The sequence below is a fragment of the Neorhizobium sp. IRS_2294 genome, assembly GCF_050500145.1.
GTDB classification, from domain to species: Bacteria; Pseudomonadota; Alphaproteobacteria; order Rhizobiales; family Rhizobiaceae; genus Neorhizobium; species Neorhizobium soli.
Genome location: NZ_CP191439.1, coordinates 993,459 through 1,004,913 on the forward strand (window position 1 = coordinate 993,459; position 11,455 = coordinate 1,004,913).

12 protein-coding genes and 1 pseudogene are annotated in these 11,455 nt (G+C 62.0%); 6 read left to right on the plus strand and 7 right to left on the minus strand.

What is annotated here, in order from left to right:
- The first annotated feature begins 47 nt into the window (after positions 1-47).
- Positions 48-1,655, plus strand: coding sequence for a sensor histidine kinase (locus ACQY1K_RS04710; protein WP_430258426.1), 1,608 nt, complete (start codon positions 48-50; stop codon positions 1,653-1,655).
- Positions 1,627-2,820 carry a peptidoglycan-binding domain-containing protein gene (locus tag ACQY1K_RS04715; protein WP_430258427.1) on the plus strand — a complete coding sequence of 398 codons (1,194 nt, stop codon included), beginning with the start codon at positions 1,627-1,629 and terminating at the stop codon, positions 2,818-2,820. The genes ACQY1K_RS04710 and ACQY1K_RS04715 overlap by 29 nt, the downstream gene beginning before the upstream one ends.
- 31 nt (positions 2,821-2,851) lie before the next feature.
- Here ACQY1K_RS04715 and ACQY1K_RS04720 read toward each other — a convergent pair whose 3' ends face one another.
- Positions 2,852-3,013 (minus strand): Thivi_2564 family membrane protein, encoded by a 162-nt coding sequence (locus ACQY1K_RS04720; RefSeq protein WP_092662461.1) that lies wholly within the window; start codon positions 3,011-3,013, stop codon positions 2,852-2,854.
- A 146-nt stretch (positions 3,014-3,159) separates the two neighbouring features.
- Here ACQY1K_RS04720 and ACQY1K_RS04725 point away from each other — a divergent pair, with 146 nt between their 5' ends.
- Complete coding sequence (locus ACQY1K_RS04725; protein ID WP_092661659.1) at positions 3,160-3,510, plus strand: DUF1491 family protein; 351 nt, start codon at positions 3,160-3,162, stop codon at positions 3,508-3,510.
- Positions 3,511-3,513: 3 nt separating this feature from the next.
- On the opposite strand, the gene ACQY1K_RS04730 is transcribed toward ACQY1K_RS04725, so the two are convergent.
- Positions 3,514-4,605, minus strand: a complete 1,092-nt coding sequence (locus tag ACQY1K_RS04730) for a DUF2336 domain-containing protein (RefSeq protein WP_192076620.1) — start codon at positions 4,603-4,605, stop codon at positions 3,514-3,516.
- Positions 4,606-5,260: 655 nt separating this feature from the next.
- On the opposite strand from ACQY1K_RS04730, the gene ACQY1K_RS04735 reads away from it, so the two are divergent.
- Positions 5,261-5,434 (plus strand): hypothetical protein, encoded by a 174-nt coding sequence (locus ACQY1K_RS04735; RefSeq protein ID WP_156461810.1) that lies wholly within the window; start codon positions 5,261-5,263, stop codon positions 5,432-5,434.
- A 17-nt stretch (positions 5,435-5,451) separates the two neighbouring features.
- Here ACQY1K_RS04735 and ACQY1K_RS04740 read toward each other — a convergent pair whose 3' ends face one another.
- Both ACQY1K_RS04740 and ACQY1K_RS04745 read right to left on the minus strand, forming a co-directional pair.
- Complete coding sequence (locus tag ACQY1K_RS04740; protein ID WP_092662465.1) at positions 5,452-6,033, minus strand: DUF1254 domain-containing protein; 582 nt, start codon at positions 6,031-6,033, stop codon at positions 5,452-5,454.
- Positions 6,030-6,614, minus strand: coding sequence for a DUF1214 domain-containing protein (locus ACQY1K_RS04745; protein WP_430258428.1), 585 nt, complete (start codon positions 6,612-6,614; stop codon positions 6,030-6,032). Before ACQY1K_RS04745 ends, ACQY1K_RS04740 begins: the two co-directional genes overlap by 4 nt.
- A 196-nt stretch (positions 6,615-6,810) precedes the next feature.
- Here ACQY1K_RS04745 and ACQY1K_RS04750 point away from each other — a divergent pair, with 196 nt between their 5' ends.
- Positions 6,811-7,131, plus strand: a complete 321-nt coding sequence (locus tag ACQY1K_RS04750; RefSeq protein ID WP_430258429.1) for a HigA family addiction module antitoxin — start codon at positions 6,811-6,813, stop codon at positions 7,129-7,131.
- A gap of 197 nt (positions 7,132-7,328) precedes the next feature.
- On the opposite strand, the pseudogene ACQY1K_RS04755 reads toward ACQY1K_RS04750, so the two are convergent.
- Positions 7,329-9,536: pseudogene (locus ACQY1K_RS04755) on the minus strand (transglycosylase domain-containing protein); the annotation flags it as partial.
- Positions 9,537-9,698: 162 nt separating this feature from the next.
- Here ACQY1K_RS04755 and ACQY1K_RS04760 point away from each other — a divergent pair.
- A complete protein-coding gene (locus ACQY1K_RS04760; RefSeq protein ID WP_430258915.1) occupies positions 9,699-10,166 on the plus strand; it encodes a YcgN family cysteine cluster protein in 468 nt (155 codons plus the stop codon).
- An 82-nt stretch (positions 10,167-10,248) separates the two neighbouring features.
- On the opposite strand, the gene ACQY1K_RS04765 is transcribed toward ACQY1K_RS04760, so the two are convergent.
- Together ACQY1K_RS04765 and ACQY1K_RS04770 are read right to left on the minus strand one after the other, a co-directional pair.
- Complete coding sequence (locus ACQY1K_RS04765) at positions 10,249-11,055, minus strand: hypothetical protein (protein WP_430258430.1); 807 nt, start codon at positions 11,053-11,055, stop codon at positions 10,249-10,251.
- Position 11,056: 1 nt separating this feature from the next.
- The gene (locus ACQY1K_RS04770; RefSeq protein ID WP_192076624.1) at positions 11,057-11,392 is read right to left on the minus strand and encodes a hypothetical protein; all 336 of its coding nucleotides are present in this window, start codon (positions 11,390-11,392) and stop codon (positions 11,057-11,059) included.
- Between the last annotated feature and the right edge of the window lie 63 nt (positions 11,393-11,455).

An 11,455-nucleotide genomic window follows, 5' to 3' on the forward strand; every position in this document is an offset into this window, starting at 1 on the left:
CTTTATAGTTTCCTTAAGCGCACGAGCCCTATTGTGAAGCCTCGAATATGAGACTGAGTAGGTTTTGCGTGCGCGTATTGAGTGACATTGCCGAGAGGGCGGTTCTGCTGGTTGACGGGGCTGCATCCCGTTGGCTGCGACGCATCGGCGAGGGCGAAACCGTCTCTGCCGCGGCCGTCGCGTCGCTGCGCCGGCTTGCCTTTTGCGGTGGCGTCGCCTTCGTTGCCGTGCCGGCTCTTCTCTCCGTCTTTATGAAGCCGGCACTGGCTCTGCCGCTTGGCGCAACCGTCGTTTCGGCGCTCTTCCTGATTCTCGCAGCGCTTGCCTTTGCATGGCCCCGCAATGTCGTCCGGCCGGTCGCCAACGCGCCAGCCGTCGATGATATCGCCTTTCATGCCTGCCCCGGCCTCGCCCTCGTCGTCGATCCGCAGGGACGGGTGGTCAAGCTCGGCGGTCGCGACCACGCCGCATTCCCGGACAAGCTGAAAGCCGGCCTTGGCGAAATGCTGGCCGAAATCGTCCATGTGTCCGATCGCCTGGCGCTTCTTCAGGCCGTCGATACGCTGCGCCAGGGTGGCCGCAACGCAATCGTCGACATCCGTGTCGAACGTCCCTTCAGCGCCGTCGGCGGCCGGCAGTTCCTGCATATGTCGTTCGACATGTCGGCCATCCGCGACGGCGAAGGCGAACTTGTCCAGATCTTCGTCCAGGCGCTCGATCGCAGTGCCGAAGAGCGCCTGCGGGTCGAAGCCGAAAATCGCACGATCGAGGCGCAGTCGGCCCATGAGGCGAAGTCGCGCTTCCTCGCCGCCGTCAGCCACGAGCTGCGCACCCCGCTCAATGCGATCCTCGGCTTTTCCGATGTTCTGGCCGGCGAATATTTCGGCAAGCTCGCCAATGACCGCCAGCGTGAATATGTCGGCCTCATCCGCCAGTCGGGCGGCCACCTCCTGTCGGTCGTCACCACCATGCTCGACATGTCGAAGATCGAGGCCGGCCGTTACGAGCTGCTCGCCGAACCCTTCCATATCAGCGAAGCGGTCGAAGCCTGCCGTGCGATGCTCGATCACTCGGCTCGCGAAAAGGGCGTCACGCTGACAGCGCGCACCAACCGCAACCTTGCCGAAGTGGTGGCCGACCGTCGCGCGCTGCAGCAGGTCCTGATCAACCTTGCCGGCAACGCCATCAAGTTCACGCCGGCTGGCGGCGTCGTCTCGATCGATGCCACCGTTGTGGCCGGCAAGCTGGTGATCACGGTCAGCGATACCGGTATCGGCATTGCCGCAGACAAGCTAGCGACGATTGGCCAGCCGTTTACGCAAATCGAAAACGATTTGAGCCGCCAGTATGAAGGCACGGGCCTCGGCCTGTCGCTGGTCAAGGGCCTGATCGCCCTGCACGGCGGCCGCTTCACGATCGAAAGCCGTCTCGGCGAGGGGACCGTCGTCACGATCGCCCTGCCAGCCGATGGGTCCGGCATCGAAGGCGCAGCCGTGGATGACGGTGAGGAGAGGGTGGAATTTCCGCCGCGCCTCATGATATCCAACAAGCCAGGCACGAATAAGCAGCAAGCCCACATCGCCCCCGAAATACTTACGACCATGATGGACGAAGAGGATTTTACCGATGGCCCCGCGAAAGCGAAAATCGCCTGAGAGGCGCAAACCGGCAAAACGGCCGGCGCTTGCCCTTCGCGCGGTAACCGCGACGGGGGGACTTGTCGGTGGCGTCGTAGGCGGTGTCCTGACGCGCCATCCGCGTCCTGTGCTGGGCGCGGCGGGCTTCGTTGTGCTGTTCAGCTTCGTCGCGGCCAATGCGCTGTGGTATCAGCCGGGCGGCCATCCGTCGCCTTTCCTCGCCACCCGTGACCCAAAAGATCCGAACGCCATCGCCGGCTACCGGCCCTATAAGCGCATGCCGGCAGAAGACGTCACCACGTTCCGCATCGAACGCTCAGGCGATAACAAGCCGGTCATCGAACCGGTCGAAAAGCCTGCCGAGCAGACCGCTGTCCAGCCGGGACCGATGCCCTCACCAATGCCGGCACCAATGCCCGCTCCTGCCGCCGATCCGATCTCGACAATCATCACCCAGGCGCCGCCGGTCCCCGGGTCCGATGGTGAGCGTGAAAGGGTGGCCGAAATCCAGCGCGAGCTGATCAAGCGCGGCCTCTATGAGGGCGCAGACGATGGCGTCACCGGTCCACGCACCCAACAGGCCATCGTGCTTTACCAGCAGCGGATGGGACTGCCGCAATCCGGCGAGGCCGGCAGCGATCTGCTCGCCGCGCTGAAGAACGAACGCAAGCCAGCGACCGGCTCGCCATCCAGCTCTGCCGTCCATGTGCCGGTGCCCCAGACACCAGCGGCGGCAAAGCCCGCGGCCACCGAAACGGCCCGTGTCCAGCCAAAGCCGATTGCGCAGCCGAAGACCGCGCCTGCCAACCGGCCGGCCGAAAATATCAGTCTGAACAGTGAAGACCCGGTGGCGGCGGCGATCCGCTCCTCCGAAAACGGTAGTCAGCGATCCGGGCAGATCCGCATTCCGCCTGCGGATATCCCGACCGGTGGGTTGCGGCCGTCGAACGCGGTCGCAAAGCCGAACGGCGTCATGACGGCGGATATCCCGGCGCCGAAGCTCGTGCTGCAGATCCAGCGCGGGCTGCAGAACATTGCCTATTCGGATGTCGAAGTGGATGGGGTTGCCGGTGCACAGACGAAGGCGGCGATACGCCGTTTCGAAAAGCATTACCGCTTGCCGGAGACCGGTGAACCAAGCGAAGCGGTTTTGAAGAAACTGAAGGCGATCGGCGCGCTCTAAGCCTGAAGCCGCAAGCGCGCCGGGTCGGTTGTTAGAATACGGCCAGATACTTCAGCAGCGCGATGATGCCGATGATCAGAACGATAACCTGGATGATCTGCTTGATCCGTGCTTCGAGCGGCAGGCGCGCGACAAGATAAAGTACGAGGACGATCACGAGGAAGGTGATCAGAATGCTGATAAGAACGCTCAAGGCCCACTCCTTTTTGGCAAAAATGCGGTAGTGGGGTGGGAAATATGACAGCGGTGCCAAAAGGAAAGGGTTGCCAAGCCTTTACCCTCACTTTCTTTTGATTATTTTCGCTTAACGATGCCGTCCGCAGCCGCTATGACGCTGTAATGCGCCTTAAAACCCACATATTTGTCTCCGCCCTGACCCGCCGCGTCTTTGCCATGGGCGACTACGCAGCGGTTGAGAAAAAGGGTGCCGAGGAGGCTGGTGCCATCTTCATCCGCCAACGCTTTCGCGATGGCACCGAAACGCTTTATGCGCCGGCACCGCAAAACTTCTTTGACGACGAGGACGATGGCGGGCGCAAGTTCGAACGGCGTCTGGTGCGGGCAGAGCCCGATACGGTGCGCGAGACGATCGATCGCGAAAAGCGCTTCGACCCGGATCTCTGGGTGGTCGAGATCGAGGTGGACGAGATCGGCGACCTGATCGAGGTCGTCAGCGCCGATGCTCGATAGGCCTTACCGGCCGCGGCCGGCGCGTCTCATGCTGGCCGATGTACGGAATGGCCGCTCGGCCTCTTCGGTCGCGTGGGGGGCAGGGGCCTCGACGGGTTGCGCAACCGGTCGCTCCGCATAGGTATAGCCGTCGGCCCGGCGCCAGGCTTCCAGCCTTCGTCCGCATTCGTCGATATCGAGAACCAGCCACATGGCCGTCGCCCGGCTTGCACCGTCAAGCTGTTCGTGTGCGAGGTGACCGTAGAACCTTTCCAGCACGAAGACGGCTTCCGCTTCGTCCATGAACAGACCCTTGAGCGTCGTCGCCAGCTGCTGGCCGGAGATATCAAGCATGATCCGTTGTGCGAGCCAGCGGCTGGCCGACAGCGCGTCTGCCAGAACGCCGGCAAACAACGTCGCCTCGCGGGCACGGGCAAATCGGACGAGAAGGGCGGCATGCGTTTCGCTGAGCTGCCGCAGACCCTGCCGGTCGTCGCTCTGGCGTTCCATATGGCCGGCAAGAAGCTTGATGCGGCGGCGCAGCTCCTCCTCGCGGGCAGCCCGGGCTTCCTCGGGCAGCAGAAAGTCGTCGTCGCTCTTTGCAGTTTCGATCGGTGTGTCCGACGGCTTCTCGACCACGGCCGACATCGCGTCGATTGCCGCAGCGGCAAGCTCGCGCCGTTCGGTGATCGGCCTTGCGATCGTATCATAGCGCATGCCGACCAGCGCATCGATGACGATCGGCGACAGGCTTTCGCGCTTGGCGATCGCGCGGGCGTGGTTGACGCCCTGGCTGCGGGCGATGGTGATCAGCGCATCGTTGGAAAGGCAGGGCGAGGCAATCAGGAATGGTGCGGCGACCGCGATCGGCTGGCTTCCGATGAAAAAGGCGACGGCCGGCGGAATGGCGGGTGATTGCGAAAGGGCTGCCACCGCATCGCGGCGGGCTTCTTCCGAAGAGGCGGCAAACAGCGGTGCGAACAGCTCGGCGAACTGTCTCAGTTCGGAGCGGGAAGGACGCGACAGGCTTTCGAAGCTCGTGACGGTGGCCATCAACACCACATCCTTTTTTCGCATGGCTTGTGGCCTCTCAAGGTCTCGAAACTCGTTGGTCACGGGCAACTCTCATCTACGCAATACATGTCCGAAACGCGTGATGCCGCCGGGGTAAACACGCGCCCCGGTGCATCTCATCTACCTGTGCCTGGGGAACTCCCCGGAGCATATTCCGCCGGATGCAGCTGTCTCTCGCGCCGCGCCCGTCGGTTTCGCCTTGGTTTACCAGATGCTAACGCTTTGAGGGTTAACGGTCAGTGAAAGCGGCTCGTTTTGGCGCACCGATGACCGTTCGAAAACGACAAAATCGTGCCGTTCGAAGACTGTGAAGTTTGTATGACACGGTGAACAAAGATGCCGTTTTGGCGTTCATCAGCCTGATACCAGCATACGTCGATATCAACTGCCATATTAGAATTAACTCACTGTTAATCCACGTCTGGCTGTATTGGTCTGTAACCGCTGCGTAGCATCTGGTTTGATAAGCGTCGGGGCACCCTGAAAGCCCGTAAAACGGGGTAGATGGCCCGAAGGCTCGCATAACGACCGTGAGGTCGCTTTTCTAAGGTAATGTCGCTGCGCCGCGATTGGGCGCTCTGACGAGAAGGACGCGGATGTTCCTGCCGTATCAGGCAGGTCGCGTCAGCCCCGAAAGGGCAGGGTGAGATATCTTCGTCTTCATCCGTCTCGAATTCGTAAAGTCACGGAGACGAGCATGGCAGAGATCGTGATACTGAACAAATGGCGTGACCAGCATGGCCGCAAGCCGCAGATCCGCATCGGCGAGGCCGATCCCGGCGAAGTGGTGCTGTTTACCGGCGTGCGCTACGAGCGTTTCGACGACCGGATGGACCGCAAGGCCGAAAACCACGCCGTTCGCGCCGAGTAGGCCGGTACGAAACGGACCTAGAAGCGGCTTCTGCCGCGCCACTGGAACGCGCCACAATCCGCGTCCTTCAGAAACTGTGTGGCTGCCTCAGAAAAACTCGCCTGCGGCGTCAGCGCCCGCAGCACTGCATAGCCTTCGCCCGACTGGCTCTCGACAAGGATCGACTGGCTGATCCCGGTGGGCAGGCTTTTGCGCAGCATCGTCATCTGCGTCGGCGTCGCGATCACTACATCCAGCATGCCGCCCGGCGACGTTCGGTCGTTGATGCTGAACACCTCGTTGGACGCCCCGTCATAGATCCCGAGCGACCAGAACGGCAGGCCGGTGTTTTCAGCCGTCAGCCTGACCGGGCCTTCCGATACGTCAAAACCGCAGACCGCGGTCTCCACGAAGGGATCGTCCTTGGAAAGACCGGCCCGGTCCGCCGTTTCGGTCAGTCGGTAGAACCGTTGCGTTTCGCCTTCCTTCAGCACCCGCGTATAGGCATCGTTTTCCGAAAAATGCGGCAGTGCGAGCACGATGATCAAATGCAGCAGTGCTGCCCCGACCAGTCCCGCCGCGACAGCAAATGCCAGACCTGTGAAAAACCGCCGGATCATGGGCCGCATCCGATCTTTTCAATGAGCGGCATGGCAAGGTCGATCAGTCCGGAACTGCCCGCGGTCGGCGTGTCGAACAGGGTGAGGACGAGCCTGAAGTCCCCGCTTTGTGTGAGAGCCAGCCAGTTGCCGGACTTGGCCGTCGGCGATGCGGTGATTTCGAACTCGCCATTCGGCTGGCGCAGCGTGATGCGCGAATTGAGCGCCTGCGGCAAATCCGACGACAGCGAGGGTGCAGCAGCCCCGGGCGCCTGCGCAAACAGCGTCCAGAACCGTGCCTGCGGCGTGTGACCCCGGATCCTGTAGGAGCAGCTTGCCACAAGCCGCTCGCCGCTCATGTCGGTCGTCGCGGTAAAGGTCAGGCCCTCGGCGCTGGCATAGAGAAGCTTGCCGGCATTGGCCCGGTGCGATTTGGCATAAGGGTCTGCATCGGCCGTCTGCGCCTGCGGAAACGCCTCCCAAGGCCCGATCCGGAGCGCCCCGAACCCGGTTGTCGCATCAAGCGCCAGCCGGGTCGACCAGATCCCGCCGCCGAATGCGATGGCAAGTGCAACGGCGATGAGGAAGGGGATACGGAACACGGGATTGGCTTTGTGTCTTTTTGGAGCGTTCGCGAAGGGTTAGCATTGTTTGGCGGGAAGGGGGAAGGGCCTCGCGTGGCATATTGAAATCTATGCCGATCGATCCGGCCCGGCCTGCAGTGTCGAGATGGAAGTAACGATCCCCATCGAACGGAAATAGTGAATAGATTTCGTCTGAACTGATGGAGGCCCGAGCATGTCGAAATCGTCAATTACCAAGGCTGATGCTGAATGGCTGCCGAACCCGCATCCCGGCGAGATTCTTCTGGAGGATTTCTTGAAGCCGATGCAGCTTAGCCAGAACGGGCTTGCCTGTGCCGTCGGCGTTCCACCCCGGCGCATCAACGAGATCGTGCTTGGCAAGCGCTCGATCACAGCCGATACGGATCTCCGTCTGGCACGCTATTTCGGCATGTCGGAAGGCGTCTTTCTCGGCCTGCAGGCTGATTACGAGCTTCTTCGCCGCCGCCGCGAACTCGGAGATGAGCTCGAGCGGATCACCCCGCACGCTGCCTGAGGCCAACCGAGCTAGCGCCGCACTTCCAGATTGATCGGCGTCACCTTCGCCGTCGATTGTTTCGGCTGATGCCGGGTCGATATCGAGCCCGTCACGGGACCGGCTTCCGGCACCGACGCCTTGTCGCTTTGGGTAGCGGCGCCCTGGACCTTGTCACCCTGAACAGACGTTGCCTGTCCGTCGACAGCTGGCTTGCCGGCATCGGCGACCTTGGGGCCGCCCGCTGCAAGCGGTGGAGCCTCGGACAGCGCCTTGCCGATCTGCTTGAGCGTTCTGGTGGCTTCGGCCGAAAGCGAGCGCGGTCTCTGCAGCGGCGGCAGGGCATTCTCGCCTTCCTTCGCTTTCGCAATTTCCTGGCTCTTCTTGTCGCTCTTGTGGTCGCCGTTCGGCAGCGGGTTTTCGATGCCGGGAATGGGTTTCAGCTCGATCCCCTGATGGGCGTAGTCCATCAGCACCTTGAAGGTCATCGCCGGAAGCGAGCCGCCGGTCATGTTGTTCATCGAGGTGAAGTCGTCGTTTCCGAACCACACCGCCGTCGTGTAATTGCCGGTAAAGCCGATAAACCAGGCGTCGCGATAGCTCTGCGAAGTGCCGGTCTTGCCGCCGGTGACGATGCCACCATCGAGTGCCGCGCGTCGCGCCGTGCCCTGATAGGGGATCGTCGTCAGGATGCGGTTCATCGATGAGGTCGCCTGTTCGGACAGAACCCGCTTCGCCGGCGCCTCGTCGCGGCCGAAATCGTAGAGAATGTTGCCGCCGTAGCCCAGAACCTGCTCGATTCCGTGGCGATGCGATTGCACGCCGCCGGCCGGCATCACCGCATAGGCGGTGGCCTGGTCGAGTACCGTTACCTCGGACGTGCCGAGCGGGATCGTCTTGTCGCTTCTGAGCGGCGTCTCGACACCAAAAGCCTTTGCGGTGTTGACGATGACGTCGGTGCCGAGCACATCCTTGGCAAGCCGGACAGGCACCGTGTTGAGCGATTGCTGCATGGCGCTCATCAGGGTGACCTTGCCCTTGTAGGAGCGACCGTAATTCTGCGGCGACCAGCCCCGCCAGGTGATCGGAGCGTCGGAGATCACCGACTCCGGCTTGTATCCGTGCTCCATCGCGGCGGAGTAGGTATAGAGCTTGAATGACGAGCCTGGTTGTCTCAGCGCCTTGGTGGCACGGTTGAACTGGCTCTCGCCATAGTCGCGGCCGCCGACCATGGCGCGCACGCCGCCGCCGTTTTCGATCATCACCATGGCGCCCTGCTTCACCTTGAAGCTGTCGCCGTATTCGCGAAGGCTGGTTTCCATCGCGGCATCGGCTGCCTGCTGCAGGCCCATGTCGATCGTGGTCCTGACCACCATCGAATGCTCGCGGATCTTGCCGGCCTTGGCCAGCCGCTGCACCTCGTCGAAAGCCCAGTCGAGGAAATAGTCTGGCGACTTGACCTCGGCGCGGTCGATCGCGGTTGCCGGCGTGCGGCGTGCCGCGATCACCTGGCCCTCCGACATCAGGCCTGACTGTACAAGGTTGGACAGAACGTCGTTGGCGCGGGCGCGCGCAGCCGGCAGATTCACATGCGGCGCATATTTCGCCGGTGCCTTGAACAGGCCGGCCAGCATCGCGCTTTCCGCGAGGCTGACTTCGGTGATGTTCTTGCCGAAATAGAACTGGCTTGCCGCGGCTGCCCCGAACGTGCCGCCGCCCATATAGGCGCGGTCAAGATAGAGCGACAGGATCTCTTTCTTCGAAAGGTTCGCCTCCAGCCACATGGCCAGAAACGCTTCCTTGATCTTGCGTTCGATCGACCGTTCGTTGGTGAGGAACAGGTTCTTCGCCAGCTGCTGGGTGAGCGTCGATCCGCCCTGGACGACACCGCCGGCCTTGGCGTTTTCGGAAAGCGCGCGGCCGAGGCCGATGAAGTCGATCCCGTAGTGATCGAAGAAGCGACGGTCCTCGGTCGCCAGAACAGCCTTGATCAGGTGGTCGGGCAGTTGCTCGATCGGAACCGAGCCTTCATGGATGATGCCGCGATGGCCGATGACGTTGCCGTAGCGGTCGAGAAAGGTGACGGCGAAATCGCCCCGGTTGCGCCAGTCTTCCTTGGTTTCTTCAAAGGCTGGCTGGGCAAGCGCCAGAAGCGCAACGCAACCGACCGTGCCGAGCGTCATAGCCTCGCCGGCAAGCTCGAAACCAAGCTTTTTCAAGCCTGTAACGCGGAACCGCCGGAAGAAGATGGTGATCTCTTCCCAGACTTCGCCGGCCCGGAAACCGAGGTTCCAGACAGTGGAATCGATCCAGCTGTCGATCCGCAGCAGGATGTGGCGCTTCTTGCGCGAGGAGCCGGAGCGCTCTTGCTTAACCGGTGATTTCGGATGGTCCTGCACTGGAAGTTCCTGCCCCATTTCCCCCATCGCCCGATGAGAAACGCTTGACGCCGACCCCCCGGAGGGATCAAAGGCATGAGCGTCTCACCGTTATTCAGCATTAGCTGACAAAAGGTTTATGCGCGATAGAGAATCCGCAACAGGGTAAAGGCGGCAGGGGAAAGTTGGTCCCCATCCGCGACAGATATGATGATGGAAGACGCATTCTGGAAAACCAAGACGCTTGAGGATCTGTCCCAGCAGGAGTGGGAAAGCCTGTGCGATGGCTGCGGGCTCTGCTGTCTCAACAAGCTCGAGGATTACGACACGGGCGAGGTGGCTTTCACCTCGGTTGCCTGCCGGCTTCTCGACGGCACGAGCTGCCAGTGCAAGGACTATCCCAACCGCCAGGCGACCGTTCCGGAATGCATCCAGCTGACGCCGGCCCAGGTGGACGAAATCCCTTGGCTGCCGCCGACCTGCGGCTACCGCCTGGTGCGCGACGGCCACGATCTCTACTGGTGGCACCCGCTGCTCTCAGGCGATCCGGAAACGGTCCACCAGGCCGGCATCTCGGCCCGCGGCCGCACGATCAGCGAAGAAGAGGTCGATGTCGAGGATTTCGAGGACTATCTGATCGACTGGCCACTGCATGTCGGCGAGGCACAGCGGGGCTAGGTAGGAGAGCCTCGGGATCTCCCCAAGCGCAACTGGTTCTTTTGTGGTCGGGACAGAATGCACCGGGCGGCAGATGCGTTGATCAGGTCTTTCGCCAGGGAAAATCCTCGCCCGGAAAACCTGGCGGAATTTCGGGTTCCGTCGTTGCCTTTCGGATCGTGTAGGGGCGATCCCCACCCACTTCCACCGGAGTCCCGGCCGCATCGACCGCCAGCAGCCCGACGAGATCGGCCGGTGCGCTGCGGACATAGATCTCGGCTCTATCAATGGCCTGTTGCAGGAGTTCGCGGATAACGTCAGCGCCAAGAGCGTCGGAGATTCCCTTGACGGACTGGTAGTCGGTCGAAGCAACCGACAATCCCTTGTGGCGGATCTCGTCCGTGATGCGAACCGGCGAATAGTGTGGCGGTTTTCCCGCTGCTGCCATGACGAGCGGACCGAGCGCGCAGAAGCGTTCAGCGATCAGAATGAGATCCACGTAGTCGCGGGCCTTGCGTCGGGTGGAGGCCGCTAGAACCTTGTTAACGGCAAGATCGGCCTGATGCAGTCGCATCCCCCATTCGGGGTCGTCCACAAGGGGGAAAAAGCGCTGTCGCGTCTCGCTCATCCACTGGATCAGGGTTGCCTCGCCGGCACAGCTGACGGTTGCCTCGACGCAGCCATAGATGAACACGTCGATTGCCACATGGAAGCCATGGCACCGCAGCGCCTCGATGTCGCGCGTGGCGATTTCGCCGATTTCCTCGTCCGTATCGTGGAAGATGTCGATGTCGTCCGACTGACGCGGCCAGTTGCGGTTAAGCAGCAGGCCACCGGCCAGATAGCTGGTTTCGGATCGATTGCCGGCAATGACCGCGAGGATGGCTTTCTGCAGGTCGGTGGGAGCCACGTCACTCGTCCAGTTCAGCAATTAGCTTTCGCCCGAGGGCAAAGGCGCGGGCGTCGCCGCGTTCCATCAAGGCGTTGGCAATGACACGGGCTCGGTCCGTGAGGGTGTGCAGCCGGTCGAGGTCGATGTTGTCGAGGATGCGCAACCGGTAAAGCGTGACGGCCTGATCGCAGAGCGCCTGTATCCTGCCTCTTTTATCTCGGTGCGCATCACGCATCGCTGCAGCGCTTGCGAGTATATCCTGCCGTTGCGACGCTGGGACCAGCACTTCGACCCGGACAAGATGCGCTGCACCTCCGCTTTCGCGATATCGCTTCATTCTGTCGCGCACCGGCATAGCGAACTCCCTTCATCGTAGAATAGGCGTATCCCGGATACGGTACAAGCATCCGCCAGAGCT

Coding starts and splice junctions, on each gene's coding strand:
- ACQY1K_RS04715 (WP_430258427.1), top strand. CDS start 1,627: ATGGCCCCGCGAAAGCGAAAATCGCCTGAGAGGCGCAAACCGGCAAAA.
- ACQY1K_RS04740 (WP_092662465.1), bottom strand. CDS start 6,033: ATGATCCGGCGGTTTTTCACAGGTCTGGCATTTGCTGTCGCGGCGGGA.
- ACQY1K_RS04710 (WP_430258426.1), top strand. CDS start 48: ATGAGACTGAGTAGGTTTTGCGTGCGCGTATTGAGTGACATTGCCGAG.
- ACQY1K_RS04735 (WP_156461810.1), top strand. CDS start 5,261: ATGGCAGAGATCGTGATACTGAACAAATGGCGTGACCAGCATGGCCGC.
- ACQY1K_RS04750 (WP_430258429.1), top strand. CDS start 6,811: ATGTCGAAATCGTCAATTACCAAGGCTGATGCTGAATGGCTGCCGAAC.
- ACQY1K_RS04725 (WP_092661659.1), top strand. CDS start 3,160: ATGCGCCTTAAAACCCACATATTTGTCTCCGCCCTGACCCGCCGCGTC.
- ACQY1K_RS04760 (WP_430258915.1), top strand. CDS start 9,699: ATGATGGAAGACGCATTCTGGAAAACCAAGACGCTTGAGGATCTGTCC.
- ACQY1K_RS04770 (WP_192076624.1), bottom strand. CDS start 11,392: ATGCCGGTGCGCGACAGAATGAAGCGATATCGCGAAAGCGGAGGTGCA.